Genomic DNA, 23,679 nt, shown 5'->3' with positions numbered 1-23,679 from the left:
AAAACAAGAGATTCACACAATGAAAAAAATCGTATTATCGCTGGTATTATTTGGAAGTTTTTATACTTCTGTCAACGCTCAACAACTTGCTAAAGGAATTGTTTTTGAAGATAAAAATCAAAACAATAAATTCGATAAATCAGAAAAACGTTTGGCAAACGTGCAAATTAGTAACGGAAAACAAGTTGTTTCGACAAATGATAAAGGAGAATATCAAATCGAGATTGATAACGAAACTATTTTGTTTGTCATTAAACCAACAAATTACAAAGTTCCTACAAACGAATTCAATCAGCCACAATTCTACTACATCAACAAACCTAATGGCTCTCCAAAATTAGAATATGCAGGTTCTGCTCCGACTGGAAATACTCCAAAGAGTATTGATTTTGCTTTAATTCCTACAAAAGAAAACGAAAAATTTTCGGCTTTAATTTTTGGTGATCCTCAAGCTTATACAGAAGAAGAAATCGAGTATTTCTCTAAAGGTGTAATTGATGATGTTAAAGGAATTAAAGGAATGGAATTCGGACTTTCTTTAGGAGATTTGGTTGGTGATGATTTGAATTTGCATCCATCTTATATAAAAGCTGTTTCGAAAGTTGGTTTACCTTGGTACAATGTTATGGGAAATCACGATATGAATTATGATGCAAAAGAAGATCAATATTCGGATGAAACGTTCGAGAAAAATTTCGGTCCAAATAATTATTCATATAATATCGGTAAAGCACATTTTATTGTTTTAGATGATATTTTATATCCAGATCCTCGTGATGGAAAAGGATATTGGGGAGGTTTCCGTCCTGATCAATTAGAGTTTATCAAAAATGATTTAAAATTTGTTCCAAAAGATCATTTAATTGTTTTAGCATTTCATATTCCGTTGCGTGACACACGTCCAGAAGATAGAAATCAATTATTCGAATTGTTAAAAGATTATCCAAATACAGTTTCGATGTCTGCTCATACACATTTCCAAGAACAGATTTTTTATGCAAATCAAGATGGTTGGCAACAACAAAAACCTCATCACGAGTACAATGTTGGAACAACTTCTGGTGATTGGTATTCTGGACCAAAAGACGCTAAAGGAGTTCCGGCTTCTACGATGCGCGATGGTACACCAAAAGGTTATGCCTTTTTGCATGTAGATGGTAATCAATATAAATTTGATTATAAAGTTGCAAATTCACCAAAAGAAAAACAAATCGACTTGTACCACACAAAAAAAGTAAAAGAAGGTAAACGCAATCGTGCTTTTTTATATGCTAATTTCTTTATGGGACATGAATCGAATAAAGTGGAATATCGCGTAAATAATGGTGAATGGAAAGGGATGAATTGGGATCCAACAGTTGATTACAATTATATGGAAACCATCATGAAAATTGATAATGCAGAAATTACAAATATTGGTAACAGACCTTCTGCTCCAGAAATTTCGAAACATATTTGGTCTGTTCGTTTACCGAATAAGTTAAAAGTTGGAACTTATCCAATTGAAGTTCGCGCAACCGATTTGTACGGAAACACTTTTACAGAAAAATCTTCTTTCGAAGTTATTAAATAACCGTTTTATACACATCTTGATAAGCCACTTCTTTTGAAGTGGCTTTTTTAAATAAAATATTTTACAATTTATTCATGTTAAATAAAAATCAATAAACCTTTATTCAAATGTAAAACTAATATCAAGACCTCTATTTTAGTAATGTTTACTTAAAAATCTCTTAATCCTGAGTTAAACAACTTCATAAACAGAAGTTCTAGTTTTGTTAAAATTTTTAACACATAAACATTTCATTTTTACAGTCATGAAGCAATTAAAATTACCACTACTTCTACTAGGTGGATTTTTAAGTTTACACGCCAATGCTAAAACTTATACCGAAACAGATTATCATCAATCGATTTCTCAAGATCAAAATCCAATCAAAGGTCAAATCGTTGATCAAAACGGATTAGGAATTGCAGATGTAGAAATCATCATCAAGGGAACATCTTTTAAAACATTTACAGACGGAGATGGTTTTTTCGAATTTGTTTCAGTAAATGTTGCTCATCCTACATTATTGGTAAATTCATCTCAACACAAATTTATTGAATACACACCGAAAGATATTTCTCAAGTAAAAATTACTTTACAAGAAGAATCTAACCAACTGAATGAGGTAATTGTAACTGCTTTGGGGATAAAGCGAGAGCAGAAAAAATTAGGATTTGCTCAACAAAATATAGGTTCGGAAGAACTTGCAACAGCAGAAGCGAATAACTGGTCTTCGGGATTGAAAGGAAAAGTAGCTGGTCTTAATATTATTTCTGGAGGAAATGGACCAATCAATTCTCAGCAAATTATTTTGCGCGGAGCAAATTCAATCGACCAATCAAAAAATTACGCTTTAATTGTCATCGATGGTGTTCCAATGAGTACAGAAATGACTTCTTCTGGAAACAATACTGCTTACATGGGCAATGATTCACCTATCGATTTTGGTAACGGTATTTCTGACATCAATCAAGCAGATATCGAAAGTGTAACCGTTTTAAAAGGTCCTTCTGCAGCGGCTCTTTATGGAAACAAAGCTGCAAATGGAGCTTTAATTATAACAACAAAATCAGGTAAAAAAGGTAAACAATTAGGTTTAGAATATAAATCAACTGTAGCTATTGACGTTATTAACAATTGGCCAGATTTTCAATATGAATATGGTCAAGGAACTGGAAAAAGTTTCGATAAAAACGGCAATCCTTATTACTCATATCAAACCTCAGCAGATGGACCAAATACAGGAAGTACTTCTTCTGCATTCGGACCAAAATTTGACGGACAATCATTTTTTCAATATGATCCAACTTTAGAAAAACAAGGGGCTGAAAGAACTTTATGGCGTGCGTATAAAGATAATAGAAAAGGGTTTTGGCAAACTGGTTTCACTTTCAGTAATGCAGTTACACTTTCTGGTGGAAATGACAAAGGAAGTATGAGAGCTTCTATTGGACATCAGAAAAATAGCTGGATTATGCCAAATACAGGCTACGAAAATTATACTGCTGCTATTAATGGAAACTATCAAGTAAGTGATCGCATCAAAGTTTCGACTGCCTTAAACTATACTCGCAAAACAAGTGATAATTTACCAGGAACTGGTTACAATAACGGATCTATTGCTTATTTTATGATCTTCCAAAATCCAAACGTAGATTTAAATTGGTACAAACCAATTTGGAAAAAGGATTTCAATGGAGTAAAAATGATTCGCCCATTTAGTTCATACATGGACAATCCTTATGCTATTGCTTACGAAGCTGTTAATCCAATGAGTAGTAATCAAATTGTTGGAAATATTAGAGCAGATTTTAAATTAAGCAATAAATTAAGCTTAATGTTACGTCCTGCAATTAATACCTATACTCAATTGCGCGAACAAAAACGTCCATTTGATATGAATCGTACGCCGAATGGATATTACAAAAGACAAGACATATCTAAAACTGAAACAAATATCGATTTCTTATTAACTTATACTGATAAATGGGGAGATTTTGGTTTCAATGCAAATGTTGGAGGTAATAGAAAAAATTATGAATACAGAAATTTAACCGCTTGGGTAGATGGACTAGCTTCTCCTGGTGTTTATAAACTTTCGAATGGATTAACTTCTCCTTTTGCTAGAACTTCTGATTCTAATTTAAAAGAAAATTCATTATACGGAATGGCTTCATTTGGTTGGAAAGACATGATTTTCGTTGATTTTACAGGTCGTAACGACTGGAATTCTTCTGTTGCAGTAAAATATAGCTCATTCTTTTATCCTTCAGTCTCTTCAAGTTTTATTCTGTCAGATTTATTCAAAATAAAAGGACCTATTAATTACTTAAAATACCGTTTATCATTTGCAAAAGTTGGTAACGGAGGTACAACAGGTTGGACAAATAGATATTACGATCAAAGCGATTTTACAGCATCTGCAGTAGTACCTGGAAGATTATTTAATCCTGATATTAAACCTGAATCTACAACATCATGGGAAACTGGTTTCGAGGCTTTATTATTCAAGAAAAGATTAAGCTTAGATTTTACAGTTTATCAACAAAGTACAAAAAATCAAATCTTCGAATTACCAAATGATATCACAACTGGCTATTCAAGAAGAGTGGTAAATGGAGGAGAAATTGAAAACCGAGGAATTGAAATAGCAGCTACGTATTCTCCAATTAAAAGTAAAGATTTTGAATGGAAAATGATTGGAACTTGGTCTAAAAATGAAAACAAAGTAAAATCTTTAGTAGAAGGAATAGAAGGTGATCAAATGATTCTTGGTCAATCTGGAACAGTTTATCAAATTGCTAAAGTTGGCGGTTCTTCTACAGCTCTATATGGTGAAAAATTTGTAAGAAACGATGCGGGACAAATCATTTATGACAAAAAAACTGGTGTTCCTATTAAAAATGGATCGTTAGAATACGTTGGCGATGCAACTCCAAAATGGCGAGCAGGGTTTACAAACGAATTCAAATACAAAACATTGCGTTTCAGTTTTACTTTAGACGGACAATATGGTGGAATTGTCTATTCACAAAGTTACCATAAAATGATGGAGCAAGGAAAATTGGCAGATTCTTTACCTGGTCGAGAAGATGGTTACATCATTGGAAATGGTGTTGTATTGAATGCTGACGGAACTTATTCTCCAAATACAACAAAAGCTGATGTGGCAACTTATTATGCTGAATATAATCGTCGTGCAAATGTAGAATCTAATTCATTCGAAGCTTCATATTTAAAATTAAGAGATGTGAGTTTAACATTTGATTTTCCTAAAAGATTATTATCAAAAACAGGTTTACAAGCATTGTCATTAACAGTTTACGGACGCGATTTATTCACGATTAGTGATTTTCCTTTATACGATCCAGAAACAGCATCATTAAATGGAAATACTTATGTACCTGGAGTTGAAATGGGACAAATGCCGTCAACAGCAACGTATGGAGTAACCTTAAAAGCTTCATTATAATTTACAACATTCAATTTATTAAAATGAAAAAGATTTCAATTCAACTATTTTTTGCCTTCACTATAATTTCAACTGTTTTCTCTTGTACAAACGATTTTGAGAAAGCAAATGAAGATCCAAACTTAATCACAGAAATTAATTCAGGTTCCGTTTTAAATCCTGTATTATATAATTTAGCTGAAAACAATGTTCTAAAAAACTATGATATCACAGCACAATTAATGCAAGTACACATCCCTTTTCCAAGCAATGCTATGGGGCTTCATAGATATGATGTAACAACAGGAACAGGAAACTCTACTTGGAATAATGCTTATAAAAATCTCGTAAATTTAGAAGAAATGTTGAAGGTTTCTGAAAAAGAAGGAGATGTAAATTATCAAGCAATTGCATTGACGCTTCGCTCATTGGTAATTTCTAATTTAACCGATATGTTTGGCGATGTTCCTTTTACAGAAGCAGCAAAAGCCGAAGAAGGTATTACAAAACCTAAGTTTGACAAACAAGAAGATATTTATAAGCAATTACTAAATGATTTAGAAAAAGCAAATCAATTATATGTAACTAATTTAGGTCTGAAATATGGTACAGATATTTTATTCCCAAGTAGTGAAAAAAACATCAATATAACACGTTGGAAAAAATTCACAAATTCTCTTAAAATGAGATTATTATTAAGAATTTCGAATCGTGATGCATCTGCCTTAACAGAACTTAAAAAAATAATTGATAATCCGACAACTTATCCTGTTTTCGAAAGTGAATCAGAATCTGCTATTTTACAAATTTCTGGTTTAGCACCAAGTTTATCTCCTTGGCCAAGAGCACAAGATTATAGAGATAGCCGAACATTCACAACATTTTTTATTGATAAAATGAATGAAACTAATGATCCTCGTTTACCAATTTTAGTCAATAAAGCTTCTAATTTGGATGGTTCTTCATTAGGTTACAAAGGAGTTCCTGCAGCTTACGAAGGAAATAGTTCTGATTACAAATTCAATCCGTCATCTCCTAACAATGCAATTGTTATCGCTCCGATGAAAATTCCATTAATGACTTATGCTGAAGTTGAGTTTATAAAAGCTGAAATGGCTCAAAAAGGTTTAGGTGGTGATGCAAAAACTCATTATGATAAAGCTGTAAAAGCTGCTGTACAATTATGGACGAATATCGAGCCTACTGCTGAATTTATGGCACAAGAAAAAATTAAATACAACAATACGTTAGAACGTATCATCGATCAAAAATATTTTGCTTTATTCTTTACAGATTACCAACAATGGTTTGAATATAAAAGAACTGGTTTTCCAAAATTACCGACAACTTCTACCATGTTGAATGATAAAAAAATGCCTCGTCGTATGCTTTATCCAACAAGTGTTAGAAATTATAACCCAGAAGGCTATCAGAACGCACTTCAACAAATGGGACCAGATAACATCAATACGCGTGTTTGGTGGGATGTAAATTAATTGCATACATTCCACATTTAATAGAAAACGACCTTGTAATTAAGGTCGTTTTCGTTTTATTTGTATCTTCACTAAAAATATTTTTATGCATATAGAAGAGTTAAGAGAGTTTTGTTTAGGACTTCCATTGGTCGAAGAAAAATTTCCTTTTGATCAATCTACTTTGGTCTTTTATATCGCTGGAAAAATGTTTTGCCTTTGTAATATTGACGATTTTGATTCTGTAAATATCAAATGTGATCCAGATAATGCAATCGAATTACGCGCAACTTTCGAAGCTGTAATTCCTGGTTATCACATGAACAAAAAACATTGGAATACTGTTAAAATTCATCAAGACGTGAAAAACATTCAAATCAAAGAATGGATAAAAGATTCTTATAATTTAGTCATCTTAACTTTACCAAAATCTAAACGTCCTAAGTTGATTTAATTCTCTGTTTTCACCAACAATTCACCTATTGTTTTTGATTTCAGTTCTGTTTCTCGCCATTCATTTTCAGGAATAGAATCGGGCATAATACCTCCTCCTACATACAAATTTACTTTATTAGAATAGATTTTTGCACATCTAAGATTAACAAAATACTCCGATTCTGTTTTATTTTGAAAGCCCATAAAACCTGCATAAAAAGTACGATTATAGCCTTCGTTTTCGAGAATAAAATCTTTTGACAGATCCTTTGGCATTCCTCCTACAGCAGGCGTTGGATGCAAAGCTTTCAACAAGTCATACAGCTGAGATTTGTCTTTTAATTGAGCTGAAATAAATGATTTCAAATGTTCAAAAAAGCCAGCATTTACAGAAAATGGACCATCAACATCGATGTAAGATGTATAAGATTCTAAAGTTGACGAAATATAATCGGTTACCACTTGTTGTTCATGATATTCTTTCTCCGTCCATTCATCTTCTTTTGCTTTTGTTCCAGCCAAAGAAACAGTTTGTATAAATTGGTTATTTTCTTTCAATAAAAGTTCTGGCGAAGCTCCAATCCAACAACCTTCTTCTGCATCAAATCGCAAATACACATAGGCATTTGGATAATGTTGATGTAAATTTTTGAAAGTTTCAACTAAATTAATATTCGTTTCTGGAAGTGAATTAATTCGACTAATTACAATTTTTTTAGTTGGTGAATCACTTTGTAATTCTTCAACTGTTTTTTGAATTAAATCAATATAATTTTCATACGAAATAGCTTCATTTTGATCAGATTCTGGTAGAGAAAGTTCGAAATTTGGTAATTCATCAATCGAAATTTCTATAACCTCATCATCATTAAATTCAACCAATTTTGTATTATAGAAACTATTACAAATAAACTTATTATCCGATTCAGAATCTTTATTTTCCCACAACTCCACTTGTGTAGAATTTGGTTTTCTAAAAAGAAGAAAAGGTTCTTGATTCTGAATTAATCTTTCAAGTTTATCTTGAAATTTTTTAAACATGTTTTTTAGAAATAATGGCGTTTGTTAAATGTGTATAACAGATTAATTTATCGTTTTCATCTTTGATTTCAATCTTAATCAAATGCGAAGTACGACCTTGTTTTACGACTGTTGCATGCCCAAAAATTGTTCCTTCCTTTTTTGGACGAAGATGATTTGCGTCAACATGTTGACCAACCGCCACAAAATCATCCGAATGTAAAATAATATTTGACAATGTACTTCCCAACGTTTCCGCCAAAACGATAGAAGCGCCTCCATGCAATAACCCAAATGGTTGATGAACTTTAGGCGTAACAGGCATTTTTCCTGATAAAAAATCTTCTCCAACTGCCGTAAATTCTATATCTAAAGTTTCAAGTAATGTATTTTTCGAAATTTCATTGAACTTCTGTAAAATATCTTGTTCGTTCATAATTTAATGTATTTTTGGGTTATAAAGTGCTGGATGTTTTGCCCTAACTTTTTTGTAAAAATCTTGAATTTCATCCATCACATCTTCTAAAGTTCTGTTTTCTGTTTCTACAATTTTTGAAATTCCAGCTCTTTTTTTCTTGAAATCACAATAAGCCAAAACAATCGGAACATCTGCTTTTTGCGCGATATAGAAAAATCCATTTTTCCACTTTTCTGCACGAGAACGCGTTCCTTCTGGTGTATTAATTAAATATAATTTATCTGATTTTTTTAAAATATCTGAAGCAAAATCAACCATATTATGTCGTTGTGAACGATCAATTCCGATTCCGCCCATTTTCTTGATAAAATATCCATACCAAGGCTTTGTCCAAGCATCTTTGATAAACATTTTCATTGGAATTCCCATTTGCCAAAAAGCCAAAATAGTGTAGTAAAAATCCCAATTGGAAGTGTGCGGAGCGCAAACCAAAACGCATTTATCTACTTTCGATAAATCGAGATGATTATCTAATTTCCAACCACCTAATGAGTACAAAAGTTTACCTAAAAATTTTTTCATAAAATGATGCTTTATGCATTTGCAAACATACAAAACTCGAAACGGATATTAGTCAAAGTAACCAAAAATAAAAAGAGACATTCCGAAATGAAATGTCTCTTTTTGAATATTATTAATTAAAATACTTCTTAAGTCTACGCAAAGAAATCAACGATTATTTGAATGATTTCTGTAGTTAATGTTAATAGAATCTGTATCATCTTTATAGTGTATTTCTTGGTTTGATTTTTCTTTTTTGTTTTCAGTTCTTGGTAAATTTAGTCCTACTGAACCGTCTTTACTTTCGACACGAATACCATTTTTATCAATTCTAACTCTCGCCGAATCGTTTCCGTCATTCAAATTTATGTTTACATCCTCTGAATCAAGATTAATATCGTCCTCAGAATCTGAATCTTTTTGACAATTCAAACATACGAATTTTTTTCCATTATATCCAATAAATTTATTCTTCAAATCGTATAAATAATCACGATCATTATCATTATTAATAATTGTTATTCGATCAGTGTTATTCGTGTGAATTAATTTGTTCTTAGGAACATACAATTTGATATCAACCGTTTGATTTCTAAATTTACCATCTTTAGGAATTTTAATAAACTCATCTAAATAAAGTTTATTTCCATTTAATTCGTAATTATATCTAATTGCTTCTAAATTGCGTTTTGCTTCTTCTTTGCTTCCTCCTTTAGAAGAATAAGTTACTTGAACATGAAGTTTATCGTCTGTACTTTCTTCAATCTCAAAAATATCATCAATTGGAATGATTAAGTTTCCATCAGCATCAATTAATTGATCTAAATCGTTAAAAGTTTTGAACTTTAAGTTACCTTCATTATTTTCTCTAAAATAAACTTGTAAGGTATCAGAAGGAATAACATAACTTTTTTCTTGTGTCATTTCAACTGAGTTTCTAAATTTACTTGCTGTACTTACAGAAATTCCGATGATTGCAAATAATGCAACAAACCAAAGAGCGATTGATCCAAAGATGACAGCTTTGCTTACTTTTACTTTATTCCAGAAACATTTTACACCTAAAATTGTCAACAAAATACCTGGAATTACCATTAATATTCCTCCAAATATTTTGGCTGCCATGCTCATCCATTCCTCTTCAACAAGATAACCGAATAATTCTGTTGGCATTTCTGTCCAAGTAGTAAAGAAGAAAAAGAATCCTCCAATGATTAATCCAATTCCTGAACTTAGAATGATAAATCCGATGAACCAAAGTAAAATTCGACCAAAAACACCAAAGGCTCCGCCTAATTTATTACTTAATTCTTTGCTTCCACTTACAACAGCTTCACTAGCTTGTTCTACGTTTTTTTTTAATGTATCAATGTTTGCTGGTTGTCCGTACATCTGTAACTTCTCTGATGTTGTTTTTGCTTTTGGAACAAAAATTAACAAGATAAAATAACAGAATACCACTAAGAAAAATGATACACCTGCTGTGAAAATTCCCAAAATTCCAAGAACTAACCAAATAGAACGTACAAACCAAGGATCAACGCCCATATAATGCGCCAAACCAGCAGATAATCCTGTTACAATTGTATCATCTGGATCGCGGTACAAACGTTTCGCACCAGTTTGTTGCCCACCATACGATTGATTATTTGACGAATAATTGTATGATGAATTTGTAGACGTTTTTTCGTTCTCTTCATCTTCTTCAACCTTATATTGATCTGGATGTCCCATCGTTGCAATTACAAAATTGATGTCATCTTCGTTTACGACTTCTCTAAATTTTAATCGTTCACGAAATAATTCAGAAATACGGATTTCTACATCTTCAATAATATCTTCTACACCTTCCGTACCTCTCAACGAAGTTTTTACATCTTGTAAATAGGTCTTTAATTTATTATAGGCGATTTCGTCTAACACGAAAGAAAATCCTCCTATACTTATTGATACTGTTTTATCCATTTTTCTGCGTTTCTGTGGTTACTTTATTCACGGCTTCAATTAACTGTTCCCAAGTTTCAGCTAATTCTTTTAAAAAATTTTCACCTAACTCTGTAAGTGCATAATATTTGCGAGGTGGTCCTGACGTTGATTCTTCCCAGCGATACTGTAAAAGGTCATCATTTTTTAGTCTTGTCAAAAGCGGATATAATGTTCCTTCAACAACAATCATCTCTGCTTTTTTCAATTCGTCTATGATATCAGATGCATACGCATCTCCTTTTTTGATAATGCTGAGAATACAATATTCCAGTACACCTTTTCGCATCTGAACTTTTGTTTTCTCTATATTCATAAGAACGGCTTGTTTTATTTTGTTATACAAATATATATAAAAGTTTTAGTATTATGCAAAACAAAGTACTGAATTATTTTTAGTATTATAAATAAAAGACATACCAATCTGCCTGTTTATCGAGGTTTATTGAATTAATATTTTTTTTAAGTTTTTTAAGTTTTTTAAGTTTTTTAAGTTTTTTAAGTTATTTAAGAATATTTTAAAATCGATGTTTTTTTTATGAAAAAGTACTTGATTTTACTTGAAAAAATATTAACTATCATTTAAAAATCACCTTCAAAAATCACTCATTCTACTTGAATTAGTTTTATTACCTTTGTCAAAAATCGAGCTCACACAATGAAAAAAATTATAGGAAGTGCAATGCTTTTAGGAGCATTTTTAGCTTCAGAAAGTGCTTTAGCTTGGGGATTAACAGGTCACCGAGTAGTTTCTCAAATTGCAGAACAACATATTAGCAAGAAAACTCGTAAAGAAATTACAAAAATTATTGGTCCACAAAAATTAGCGTATTGGGCGAACTGGCCAGATTTTATCAAGTCTGATGATTCTTGGAAACATGCAGATTCTTACCATTACGTAAATATTCCAGGAGATTTGGATCGTGCACAATTTGATGTTGCGCTAGATGGAACTTCTGATGATAATATGTACAAAAAAGGTTTGTTTTTGATTAATGAATTAAAAAACAACAAGAATTTAACAATCGAACAAAAACAACACGATTTATATTTCTTGATTCACATTTTGGGAGATGCGCATCAACCTTTACATGTTGGGCGTCCAGACGATTTGGGTGGAAATAGAATCAAAGTTGAATGGTTTCGCGATAAAGTAAATATTCATACCGTTTGGGATTCTAAATTGGTTGATTACGAAAACTATTCGTACACAGAATATTCTAATTTACTGGATATTGCAACGAAAGAACAACAAAAAACAATGCAAGAAGGAACTTTTGCTGATTGGATTTACGGCTCTTATATTATTGCAAACAGAATTTACGCAGGTGTTAAAATGGACGATAAATTAGGTTACCGTTATCATTTTGACAACAAAAAAACGATCGAAGATCAAATGCTAAAAGGCGGTCTACGTTTAGCAAAAGTTTTAGACGAAATTTATAAATAAATAGAATCTTTACCGAGATTTACAAATCCTGAAAATGACTTTTCAGGATTTTTTTATGTTCAAAATTTAAATTTTCGGTCATTTTGACATTTGAAAATAGTAAAAACCAGTCATTTTGTCTTAAAATATCGATTTGCACATAATTTGAATAAAGTGAAAACATGAACAATGAAATCAAAAATTTAAACATACAAGACATGAATACAGCAAGAAAAAATAGAGCAAATTATTTTCCTTTTGGATTTGAAAATGCAATGCGTCCAAAATTTGAAACTTTTGTAAATTCTCAAAATCAATTTCCTGCAGTAAATATCAAAGAAAATGAAGATAGTTTCGAGATTTTATTAGCTGCACCAGGTTTAAACAAAGAAGATTTCTCTATTGAAATTGATGAAAATATTTTGAAAATTTCATCAGAATTTAAACAAAATGAAGAAGTAAAAGAAGAAAAATTTTCGAGAAAAGAATTTAATTTTTCAAGCTTCAGAAGAGCATTTACATTGCCAGAAACCATAAACGAAGATAAAATAGAAGCTTCTTATGTAAACGGAATTTTGCAATTAGTTCTACCTAAGAAAGAAGAAGCTTTACCAAAAGAAAAACGTAGCATACAAATTTCATAGATATAGTTAATTTTAGTTGGTTAGTAAATCCTCAATTCTTCGGAGTTGAGGATTTTTTGTTTAAATCAAATTTATAATTTTATCATTTCCTCAAAAACAATGTTAAAAAAAGTGACTATTTTATCGAAAACGGAATCAAAAAGTTCTTAACAAAAACACTTAATAATTTTTATAAAAAAGTGTTTTTTAGTAAAAATTATTAAAAACTAATCTTTTACATTTACAAAAGATTAAAATTCAACTATGCACAAAAACATTTTATCTACAATAACTTATGTTGTAAAAACACGTTTTTGCACAAGCTCAAAAGAATTTCAAACAACTGAATTTAATTCGGATAACGGGTTAAAAAATAGGTTGGATGCTTTTAATTTTCTTAAAAATTACATCGAAATTATTTCAAATGAAGGTTTGCTACAAATTGAAAGTAACTTTATTCAACCAAAAGCAATTGATCGAATAAATACTGAAATCAATTTTCCTAACGAAAATAATTACAAACGCTTAAAACTAGTTAATCAAGAAGCTATTTTTATCACTCCAAATGAAACCATTTTTCCTTACGGAATTAGTTTGTCTTTTGTGTTAAATGAAGATTTCGATTCTTTAAAAAAAGATAACGAATATGAAATTTATTCTTTAAAAAATTCTAAACAAATTAATTATTCTGAACAACTTAACAATTTAATAAACGAATATAAGTTACTGAAAAATTTAGGTTTTGAAGAACAAATAAATGCAATAAAATTAAATAAAAATCTATTCTCAAATTTTGCTATTAAAGATGACTATTTCAAAATTTTAGACACACCTTTTTTGTGGAATAACCCAACAAGACAATTTTTTATAAATAATATTTCGAACAACGAATTTATTCTAGATTGTCTTTACGATCATCTTTTTCATTATCAATATTTTAATTATGTTCAGTTTTTAGAAAAGAATTGTCCGAAAGAAATTGAAAAAAATATTTATGCAATGCTGCATGGTCAGGGAGGTTTATTATTTGTTGGTTATCATCCAGAAAATTTAACCGAAAGTATTATGAGCGATGTCGAATTGATTAATTATTACAATTTACTTGATGCAAATTTTTCTCAGGACGAATATTTATATAAAAACATTAATTTACAGATATTTAGTTTCAATGATTTTCCAGTTTTAGCAATTACGGTTTTTCCATTAAATGAAGAATCGAAAAAGAATCATGCCTATAACCCTGACAAAATATTTGTGCTACAAAATAATCGATTCATTAAAATGAAAGATAGTTAAAAAACAATACTATATTTTCAAAAAAACATAATTACACAAAAGACATCTACAGATGTCTTTTTTTATTTCACAAAATATTCTATTTTAGACCTAATTTGTAAAATTTATCACACGAAATTACTTTAATTATGAAATTGATTAACACATTAACCTACTCTACAATTGTATTATCGTCTATTGCGGTACATGCGCAAGCACAAGAAAAATTAGACCCAACTGTACAAAGTTTTGTAACCGAAATTCAAAATAATTCGCAGTTGAAGAAAATTTCGCACGAATTATTAGACGGAATCGGACCTCGTTTAGTAGGAACTCCACAAATGGATCAAGCAGGAGAATGGGCAATTAAAACGTTGAAATCTTGGGGAATTGATGCCCGCCGTGAAGATTATGGAACATGGAAAGCATGGGAGCGCGGAATAACGCATGTTGATATGACGTATCCAAGAGCAAAATCTATCGAAGCTACTCAATTAGCATGGTCACCAGCAACTAAAAAAGCTGTGAATGCAGATGCTATCGCAATGCCTGTTTTCAAAACAAAAGCTGAATTTGACGCATGGTTACCTTCTGTAAAAGGAAAAGTTGTTTTGATGTCACAAAACCAATCATATGGACGTTCTGATTATCAATACAAAGATTTTGGTTTAGAGGATTTGTATAAAAAAGTTACTGAAACAAGAAAAGCTGAAGCCGAAGCTTGGGCAAATTCTATAAAAGTGACAGGTTACAACAACAATACACTTCCAGAAGTTTTTGAGAAAAATGGAGCTGCAGCGGTTGCAATTTCTTATTGGACAGGAATTATGGGAGCAAATAGAATTTTTGGTGCAAAAACGAAAACTATCCCAATGTTAGATATTTCGAATGAAGATTACGGAATGTTATATCGTTTAGCTGAAAATGGAACTGCTCCAAAATTGACTGTTAATGCACAATCTAAACACAATGGAGTTGCGAAAACATTCAATATTATTGGAGAAATTAAAGGAAAAGAAAAACCAAACGAGTACATTATTCTTTCTGCTCACTTCGATTCTTGGGATGGAGCGCAAGGAGCAACAGATAACGGAACTGGAACTATCACAATGATGGAAACAATTCGTACAATCAAAAAATTATACCCAAATAACAAACGTACAATTTTGATTTGTTTATGGGGAAGTGAAGAACAAGGATTGAATGGTTCTCGTGCTTTTGTAGAAGATCATCCAGAAATTATTAAAAACACTCAAGCTGTATTTAACCAAGATAATGGAACAGGACGTGTAGTAAACATCAATGGATCTGGTTTTGAAAAATCATATGAATACATGACGCGCTGGTTACAAGCTGTTCCTAATTTTATTACGAAAGAAATCAAGACAGATTTCCCTGGAATGCCAAGTGGTGGAGGATCGGATCATGCATCTTTTATCGCTGCAGGAGCGCCAGCTTTCGGACTTAGTTCATTAAATTGGGGTTACGGTACGTATACTTGGCACACAAACAAAGATACGTATGATAAAATCGTTTTTGAAGAAGTACAAACGAATGCAATTTTGAGTGCTACTTTAACGATGATGGCAGATCAAGAAAAAGATTTAGTAAGTCGTGAGCGTCGTATTTTACCTAATGGTAGAGACGGAAAACAGCAAGAATGGCCAGAGGTTAAAAGCCCGGCAAGAAATTCTGATACTTATTTAAAATAAGATATTTTCAAATAAAAAGTCCACTTTCAGTGGACTTTTTATTTCATATATTTAACTTTCTCTATAATCAACAAACGTAATTGGTTTTCTACTTTCTGGCTTGAAAACAATTGATTGTAATTCTTCAAAAGTTTCAAATTTTATAGAAGGCGTTACGCGTAATTTTGCTCTGAAATAATCTTTTATTTTTGCTAAAAAATCATCGGTTTCGTCTGTTGAAACTAATCGAATTAAAATTTCATCTGTTCCAAATTCGTTCGAATAAATTTCGATTAAATGTAATTTGATTTCATCAAAATGATTCAAAATATCATGTAAAGCTGGCGGATACAAGGTTGTTCCTTTGTACTTTATCATATGTTGCTTTCTACCTTCAACTGGTCCTAATCGATACGAATTACTCCCGCATATACATTTATCGGAATGTTTGCGTACTAAATCACCTGTTTTAAAACGCAATAAAGGCATTCCTTCTATTCCTAATGTTGTAATTGTCAATTCACCTAATTCACCATCTTGTACAACTTCATTATTCTCGTCTAAAATTTCTGTGATAATCAAATCTGGCTGATGATGTCCTCCAACCGATTCATTACATTCTGTAAACGCTGTTCCCATCTCGGTTGAAGCATAAGTCGAAAAAAGTTGAATATCCCATTTCGAATTTATTTTTTGCGCCAACAAAGACGAATTCAAATCTTTATCACGCAACGACTCTCCAATACACAAAACCGATTTTACGGATGAATTTTGATAATCGATGTTATTTTTCTCTGCATAATCTAACATTTTCAATAAAAAAGATGGAACAGCAACCAAAAATTTGGGTTGATATTTTAAAATAGAATCCCATTGCAATTGCGGAACTCCAGCACCAACACGAATAACGCCCGCGCCTATTTTTCTCAAACCAAGAAAATACGCCAAACCAGCCATAAAACGACGATCAATCGTTGTCATCAATTGTACAACATCACCTTTTTGAACCCCAATTCGTTGAAAAGAATTCATTTCATTTGCTGCCAGACGATCTAAATCTTTATCCGTCAAACCAAATGTTACAGGATCACCTAAAGTTCCAGAAGTTGTTGAGTAATCAATAATTTCAGTTAATGGAACACATAAAAAATCAAAATTATATTGTTGCAAATCATTCTTCGTTGTAACAGGAATTAATTTTAAATCTTCCGTTGTTTGAATAGATTTCCAATCAATTTGATATTTTTTGAATAAATCTTGATAAAATTTGGAATGCGTCGCAAGATACTTTATCTGTTCTTGAAGTTTCTGATTTTGAAATTCTTTAATCTCTTCTAAAGATTGAAGTTCTAAGGATGTTAACGCGTTTTTCGAGAACATTTGGATAATTTTTTCTGAATTTTATTTCGGTCAGGAACTGTAGTCACCTCCTTTGTCAATGCTAATTTATAATAAAAACTCGCTTGTTGATAATCTTTCTGCTGAAAATAATAATCACCAACTTTGTCATAAACCAACCAAAAATCAGGATTATTTTGAATGTAACTTGTTAAAAAAGTTTCATCAATTTTCTTATTTTCTTTTATCAACTTACTTATTTGGTGTGTTTGTTCACGATATTTTTCATAATTAGAATAATCAGCAGATAAGACAAACTTGTCTTTTTCTATTCTCAAACTATCTACATTTAACATATAATTTGAAATAGAATCATTAAAAATTTTATTCAAATCATAAGCTGTAAACTCACCTAATTGATATGGATTTGACGAAACCCAAACCAATCGTTTATCTGGTTGAAAAACAACTGCGTGATGCGCCATTAGTTGATTCAAAGCCTTTTCATTTCCGTAACCTAATTTGGTGTTTTTCAAACCATTTGTATCACGCAATAATTCAACCATTTTAGCGGGATTTAGTTTATTTTCATTCGAAAGATGTTCTTCAATTTTTTCAAAACGATAAACCGAATGACTTTCCTCTTTTTGAATATTATTTCGCTTATCATCCAAATAAACATCACTCTGAAAATGGTTAGTACATGCTAAATAAGGTTGATTTTGAACTTCATAAACACCAAACTTTTTAGGAGAAATTTCTATCAACACCACACGATGATCTTTTGAACTACCAATCATAATACTCTCAGAAACGAAAACCTTTTTAGTCTTTGCTAATTCAATTGCTTGATCAATCGTTGAGGCATATTGTAAAATTTCTAAAGCAACGAGAGAAATGGGCGTTTTTGCTTTAAGTGGAATAGAAGATTTTCCCGCATTTATCGTTACTGTAAGCCCTTCCAGATTCATTCCAGACGAAACACCAATCATTCCACCCCAAGTCACCGACATATATGGATAACCAGAATTTGGCTTGACAAACGAAACTATTTTATTCTTCGCAAAATCATCATTTGCATAAAAGTCAAAATTGCGACCAATCAACAAACCTCCATCTTCAGATTTATTATCCAAAACAGCCAAAGATGAACAACCAACCAACATCAAATCATGCATAGCATGTCCTATATCGTGCGCCCCATGTAAAAAAAGGTTACGATTATATTTGTCTATTAACGAATCATAGCGGCTATTTGCAGACTCAGAAAGTCCATAAATTTGTGCTTTATATTCGTTGTTGACATATTTATGTAAATCTCGATTATAATATTTGAGTACTTTGAAAAGAAATTTTCTGCGCTTTTCAGAAGGAATAAAATCAGTTATCAAATTCATGAAAGATTGCTCTTGAAAAGCATATAATTCTTTCGTTAAAACACCTGTTTTTTGACCAATTTCTAACGGATCTCCCGAAACAAAAAGTTCCCAATTTTGTGTTTTATTTTTCTTAAAAAAATTATTTTCAATATAAAAAAGTGAGTCATTGATCTCATTTCTACTATATTGTTTTGATTGAAAAGTAGACAAATCAGGACGATTTTCTAAACTTTTTCTAATGCCACAAGATATAAACGTAAAAAAAATAAACGTAAAAAAGTAAATAGTTTTATTCATTCGCATTTAGTTTTATTTCACGATGAACTTTATTCATTAAATAGTCAGCACCAAGGATTTCGCAACATGTTACAAATGCACCAACCGTTACACCCAAAACTCCATGAACACGGACATTTTGACCAGTAAAAAACACATTTTTTACTTTTGATCTTGGTGAAATAAATGTTTTCATCGGATGATTACTATCTTTCAAATATCCATACATATTTCCTTTTTCAGAACCTATAAAATCGCGATAAGATAAAGGCGTAGAAGTATGAATTGAAGAAATTTTTTCTCTAATATCAGGAAATTTTTTCTCTAATTTACGAATGATTAATTCCGTTTTCTGACGTTTAAATTCTTCATATTCTTCTCCTCTATTTCCGTAATTATCATTAATATCAACATTATACGATTCTTCCCATTTTTGTACTTCATCAAACATCATATACGTCATAACCGTCATACTTTCCGAATACTCTTCATCTTGTTGATCCATACTAAATGTTGCAATGTATGTATTTGGCCAATCATTTGTAGTTTTTTCGTAGCTGTCCCACACATCATTTATCGAGTTAAAATGATAAATATTATGATTGATATAGGAAAAACTTTTTGGCTTAAAAACAATATAAATAGTAAATGCAGAAGGCGTTACTTCCAAGCTTTTGACGCGTCGAGAAAATGGTTTACCAAACTTACGCTCGCCTAACATATCTATTGTTTTTTTAATGTCAATATTCGAAATGAATAAATTACCAAAGAAACGTTTTCCTTTTGTTGTTTCACAACCAATTACTTCTTCATTCTCGTTTTGTACAAATGATTTTATTTCTTGGTATTTATAAATTTCACCTCCATATTTCTTCAGTTCTTTGATCAAAAGTTTCGCGATTTGGCTTCCTCCATTTACACATCTCCAAGCCGAATGTATATAAGAGTTAACTGAAAGCGCGTGTATGTACAAAGGCGTTTTCTCTGCTTGTCCTACATAAAGAAAATTATTTCCTACTAAAACCGCTTTCAAACGCTTATTTGTGAAAACCGAATCGATGTATTCTTTCGCATTAATCGACAAAAAATCTTCTTCATCAGCAAAAGTTCCGATATTCAAATTATACATAGGAAAAGCAGAACAAATTTCCTCTAATTTTTTGCTGTATTTGATTAAATTTTCTCTCTCTTCAGGAAAAAAAACAGCTAATTGATCAACAAAATTCTGATACGTTTGCGCAATTGGATATTCCTGAGAATCATCATCAAACGAAATCATATCAAAACCATTTTTATTCAACTGGCGCAATTTCAATTTGTCGGATATATTCAAATAACTGAAATAGTTATACAAATTTTCTCCTTTATCCAAACCTCCAACATAGTGAACACCAGTATCAAAAATTGTTTTATTTCGAACAAAAGTTTGCAAATTCCCTCCAAACTGATTGTTCTTTTCTAATACAACAACTTTCTTTCCTTCTTTTGCCAAAATAAGCGCAGAAACAAGTCCTCCCAAACCACTACCAATAACGACTACATCGTAATGAGATTCAGAATTATTTTGTGTAAATTGTGTATTCATTTGTTTCGGTTTGTTGGGCAAAACTTGTAAAAAGTGATTCGTCAATATTTCTATTCTTTAAAACAACAATTTTCTCAAATTGATTTATTGTTTCTTGATAAATATTTTCAATATCAGTAGAAATTAAAAGCGTCTTATAATCATCTATAACATCAAGATCAGAACGATATTCTAACGAACGAATTTTTGTAATGTAATTTGTTGCTGCAATCTCTCGCTTTTCTTCCTCTTTTACAAACGTTATTATTTTTCGGTTTGCTTGTTGCATCAATAATAAAAAATCAATTTGTCCAAAATCATTCGAAAAATGAACTATTTTTTCATCTTTTGTAAATGCATTATTTAATTGATGATAAACAGATTTATTCAAACTAAAATCCTTTTTTACAACTTGAATAATTTCAGATTCTTTGTACAAAAAACTTAAAAATAATTTCTGTTTCCAATAGTTTTTATCTTCATATTTATCTCGAATTTCTTGAAAATTATTTTTAAATTCCTTACTGATTCTTTTAGTTCGTTCTGAATAATTCAAACCATAGTTTTCATCATTCCAAGCAATTCTTTTACCTATTATTGAATAAATATGTCCATCAAAAATTAAAAATTCTCCTTTTGGAATAATTTCAGAATTCCCATGAATATAAATTGGTAAAATATCAAGTTGTAATTTCTCCGCCAAATAAAATGCACCTTTGTGAAAACGATTTATATTATTCGTTCGAGAACGCGTTCCTTCAGGGAAAATCATTAACGAAAACTCATTCCCAATTCGAGTTTTAATCTCTTCAATATTATTTTCAACACCATTTGAAACAGGATAAAAACCAGCCATTTTCACGGCACGACCAAAAATTGGCGATTTGTAAACCCAATCGTTCACTAAGAACACAATTTTAGGCGTACACATTCCAATCGCCAACGTATCCAAGAACGAAGTGTGATTCGCAATTATGATTGATTGTTTCTTAAAATCTTCTTGATTTAGATTAATAATTTTCTTGACAACAGTTGGCTTTAACATCAACACAGATTTCATAAAAGTTGACATTCCCCAACCAAAAAGTTTATATTTTTTTTCTTTCGAAATTGGTAAAATAAGCATCAAAAATCGAAGAATTAATGAAGTTACCGTACCAAATAATCCAAAATAAATGAAGAAAATTCCACTTTGAATTGCTAACCACAACGTCATTGGACTTTTACCTTTTTTAGGACGATTTGAGATGAAAAATCGAAATAAAATTGGGTAGAAAATAAATGTAATTACTAGCGCTGCCACAACTCCAACTAACGAAACTGATGCAATTGATTTTAACGCTGGATGTTTGGCAAAAATTAACGCTCCAATTGCTAAAATTGTCGTGATAACTGCTAATAAAATCGAAGTGCGATAAGTAGGCATTTCGTCTTTTCCAGTCGTATATTCTTTTTGTAAAGCACTCGTCATAAAAATACTAAAATCAACACCATGCCCAAAAACCAATGTACATACAATACTGCTAAAAATATTGAATTTAATATCAAAAAGTCCCATCAATCCAGCTGTAACCAAACCTGATAATGCGATAGGAATTGCACTAATAATAACCAATTCGATACGTCGAAAGAAATACCACAATATTAATAAAACAGCAATAAATGAGTAATTGACAAGATTATTAAAATCAGTAACTAAATTTCCTAAAAAATTTTCGTTTAGCTGTTTACGATCAATTACAATTGTTTCTTTATTATGATATTGTTTGATGAAGTTTTCTCGGCTTTCTTCCTTTAATTTTACTAAAGTAGAAATCGTATAAAACCCATTTTTATGAGAAACAAATTCTTCAAAAAGAGAAGGATTAAACGCGCGGTAATCTTCTAATTTTAAAGGTTTATATGCTTTATCGAAAATTGAGAAAAATTGATTATAAATACTTTCTTTAAAACCATATTTTTTTCCATCCTTAATAAACTCATTTTTTACAAAACTCACCTTCTCTGTATTCCAAAAATTTTCCCAATCTTTAATTTTTTCTTGTTGAACTGAAATTGGTAAAACCAACGATTGAATGGAATTATAACTTAAAATCTCATCCTTATTTTCTGCTAGTTCAAGCTTATTTGTTAACGCAATATTTTGATTTAAAACATCTTCTACATTGTTTCCATAATTGACAACATACAACGATTTTGAGATAGAATTTGAAGAAGTTTCTAACTTTTGTTCCGCTATTTTTTGATCGGTTGGAACATAATTTAGCTTAGACAAATCTTTATCAAAATTTACATTATTAAACGTAAAACAACTCACTATAATCAAAAGAACACAAGCACCAATCAATATCTTGTTGTTATGAAATGAAAAGAACGCTAACTTCTCTATTATTGAAGAATTATTTTCAATCGCATCTTCTTTTGGATGATATAAATGTGGAATAATCAACAATGAAAAAACACCAGAAACAACAACTGTTATTCCAGCAAAAATTCCTAAATCTTTCAACACATCTGATTTCACAAAAAGTAAACACAAAAATGCAATCGCTGTAGTTGTACAGCTCATGATAAGCGGTTTTGTAATCTCCTTAAACAATGTTTTAGAATCGCTATTGTGCTTATAATGCGTCATGATATGCAACGAATAATCAATCGTTATTCCTAATAAAACTGCTCCAATACTCAAAGAAATTGCAGAAATTGTACCTTGAATAAAATACAAAAGTGCCAAAGCAAAGAAAAAACCAAAAACGGAAGGAATAAAAATAATTATCGGAATGTAAATTTTTCGATAAAATACAATTAAAATGACCATTAATGTAATCATCGAAATCAAAACAGTTGTAATAATATCTTGTTTAATTTGTTTTGCATTCGCAACTGCAATAAAGCTTGAACCGAAATAACTCAATGTTGATTTTCCGCTATATTCTGGATTTAAATGCTGTTGAATTTCTTCTAAACGATTAACAAATTCAGTATTATGTTCTGTTTCACTTCCTGAAAATTTAGGATTGATAAAAAGAAATAATTTCGAATGATCTTTCGTCACAATAAATCCATTGTAAACTTCGAAATCATCCGTCAAATTCTTTTCTTTTAAACGATTTAATGCAACAAAAGTCAACCCAAGCGGATCTTTCAACATAAATTCTTTTGAAACAATTCCAGTCGGTGTAATCAAACTTTTGTAATTACTTTCAACAATA

The 23,679-nt window shown here is 30.9% G+C and carries 17 protein-coding genes; 8 read left to right on the top strand and 9 right to left on the bottom strand.

The features are described from left to right. Nucleotides 1-19 precede the first annotated feature (19 nt). From G0Q09_RS06295 to G0Q09_RS06280, 4 genes are all read left to right on the top strand, one after another. Complete coding sequence (locus tag G0Q09_RS06295; protein ID WP_219034308.1) at nt 20-1,573, top strand: calcineurin-like phosphoesterase C-terminal domain-containing protein; 1,554 nt, start codon at nt 20-22, stop codon at nt 1,571-1,573. 244 nt (nt 1,574-1,817) lie between these two features. Further along, nucleotides 1,818-5,021: a SusC/RagA family TonB-linked outer membrane protein gene (locus tag G0Q09_RS06290; RefSeq protein ID WP_219034307.1), complete on the top strand. Its 3,204-nt coding sequence runs from the start codon at nt 1,818-1,820 to the stop codon at nt 5,019-5,021. A gap of 23 nt (nt 5,022-5,044) precedes the next feature. After that, the gene (locus tag G0Q09_RS06285) at nt 5,045-6,496 is read left to right on the top strand and encodes a SusD/RagB family nutrient-binding outer membrane lipoprotein (RefSeq protein WP_219034306.1); all 1,452 of its coding nucleotides are present in this window, start codon (nt 5,045-5,047) and stop codon (nt 6,494-6,496) included. Between the two features lie 85 nt (nt 6,497-6,581). Beyond that, the gene (locus G0Q09_RS06280) at nt 6,582-6,929 is read left to right on the top strand and encodes an MmcQ/YjbR family DNA-binding protein (protein ID WP_125350359.1); all 348 of its coding nucleotides are present in this window, start codon (nt 6,582-6,584) and stop codon (nt 6,927-6,929) included. Here G0Q09_RS06280 and G0Q09_RS06275 read toward each other — a convergent pair. The 5 genes from G0Q09_RS06275 to G0Q09_RS06255 all read right to left on the bottom strand — a co-directional run bounded on the left by G0Q09_RS06275 (nt 6,926) and on the right by G0Q09_RS06255 (nt 11,208). Continuing rightward, the gene (locus G0Q09_RS06275) at nt 6,926-7,951 is read right to left on the bottom strand and encodes an isochorismate synthase (RefSeq protein WP_219034305.1); all 1,026 of its coding nucleotides are present in this window, start codon (nt 7,949-7,951) and stop codon (nt 6,926-6,928) included. The two genes, G0Q09_RS06280 and G0Q09_RS06275, sit on opposite strands and share 4 nt — an antisense overlap. Then, a complete protein-coding gene (locus G0Q09_RS06270; RefSeq protein WP_219034304.1) occupies nt 7,944-8,366 on the bottom strand; it encodes a PaaI family thioesterase in 423 nt (140 codons plus the stop codon). The genes G0Q09_RS06275 and G0Q09_RS06270 overlap by 8 nt, the downstream gene beginning before the upstream one ends. A gap of 3 nt (nt 8,367-8,369) precedes the next feature. After that, nucleotides 8,370-8,930: a 1-acyl-sn-glycerol-3-phosphate acyltransferase gene (locus tag G0Q09_RS06265; protein WP_219034303.1), complete on the bottom strand. Its 561-nt coding sequence runs from the start codon at nt 8,928-8,930 to the stop codon at nt 8,370-8,372. Between the two features lie 147 nt (nt 8,931-9,077). Next, complete coding sequence (locus G0Q09_RS06260; RefSeq protein WP_219034302.1) at nt 9,078-10,874, bottom strand: PspC domain-containing protein; 1,797 nt, start codon at nt 10,872-10,874, stop codon at nt 9,078-9,080. Beyond that, entirely contained in the window at nt 10,867-11,208 is a 342-nt protein-coding gene (locus G0Q09_RS06255) for a PadR family transcriptional regulator (protein ID WP_125350363.1), read from the bottom strand. Before G0Q09_RS06255 ends, G0Q09_RS06260 begins: the two co-directional genes overlap by 8 nt. A 342-nt stretch (nt 11,209-11,550) precedes the next feature. On the opposite strand from G0Q09_RS06255, the gene G0Q09_RS06250 reads away from it, so the two are divergent. The 4 genes from G0Q09_RS06250 (at nt 11,551) to G0Q09_RS06235 (ending at nt 15,931) form a co-directional block, all read left to right on the top strand. Continuing rightward, nucleotides 11,551-12,342, top strand: coding sequence for a S1/P1 nuclease (locus G0Q09_RS06250; protein WP_219034301.1), 792 nt, complete (start codon nt 11,551-11,553; stop codon nt 12,340-12,342). Nucleotides 12,343-12,539: 197 nt separating this feature from the next. After that, entirely contained in the window at nt 12,540-12,965 is a 426-nt protein-coding gene (locus G0Q09_RS06245) for an Hsp20/alpha crystallin family protein (protein ID WP_257468096.1), read from the top strand. Between the two features lie 243 nt (nt 12,966-13,208). After that, a complete protein-coding gene (locus G0Q09_RS06240; RefSeq protein WP_219034300.1) occupies nt 13,209-14,240 on the top strand; it encodes a hypothetical protein in 1,032 nt (343 codons plus the stop codon). 128 nt (nt 14,241-14,368) lie between these two features. Continuing rightward, nucleotides 14,369-15,931 carry a M20/M25/M40 family metallo-hydrolase gene (locus G0Q09_RS06235; protein ID WP_125350368.1) on the top strand — a complete coding sequence of 521 codons (1,563 nt, stop codon included), beginning with the start codon at nt 14,369-14,371 and terminating at the stop codon, nt 15,929-15,931. Between the two features lie 51 nt (nt 15,932-15,982). Here G0Q09_RS06235 and flxY read toward each other — a convergent pair whose 3' ends face one another. Genes flxY through G0Q09_RS06215 form a run of 4 tightly spaced genes read right to left on the bottom strand, consistent with a single transcriptional unit; the run spans nt 15,983 to nt 23,654 of the window. Then, a complete protein-coding gene (gene flxY, locus G0Q09_RS06230) occupies nt 15,983-17,290 on the bottom strand; it encodes a flexirubin biosynthesis putative acyl-CoA ligase FlxY (protein ID WP_219034299.1) in 1,308 nt (435 codons plus the stop codon). Next, on the bottom strand, nt 17,269-18,930 hold the full coding sequence (locus G0Q09_RS06225) for a C45 family autoproteolytic acyltransferase/hydrolase (protein ID WP_219034298.1): 1,662 nt from the start codon (nt 18,928-18,930) through the stop codon (nt 17,269-17,271). The genes flxY and G0Q09_RS06225 overlap by 22 nt, the downstream gene beginning before the upstream one ends. Further along, a complete protein-coding gene (locus G0Q09_RS06220) occupies nt 18,917-20,488 on the bottom strand; it encodes a phytoene desaturase family protein (RefSeq protein WP_219034297.1) in 1,572 nt (523 codons plus the stop codon). Before G0Q09_RS06220 ends, G0Q09_RS06225 begins: the two co-directional genes overlap by 14 nt. After that, nucleotides 20,463-23,654 (bottom strand): MMPL family transporter, encoded by a 3,192-nt coding sequence (locus tag G0Q09_RS06215; protein ID WP_257468095.1) that lies wholly within the window; start codon nt 23,652-23,654, stop codon nt 20,463-20,465. The genes G0Q09_RS06220 and G0Q09_RS06215 overlap by 26 nt, the downstream gene beginning before the upstream one ends. Between the last annotated feature and the right edge of the window lie 25 nt (nt 23,655-23,679).

The sequence above is a fragment of the Empedobacter falsenii genome, assembly GCF_019308355.1.
Classification (GTDB): domain Bacteria; phylum Bacteroidota; class Bacteroidia; order Flavobacteriales; family Weeksellaceae; genus Empedobacter; species Empedobacter falsenii_B.
Note: the sequence above shows the minus strand (reverse complement) of the source record. Positions and strands in the feature narration are given on the sequence as shown.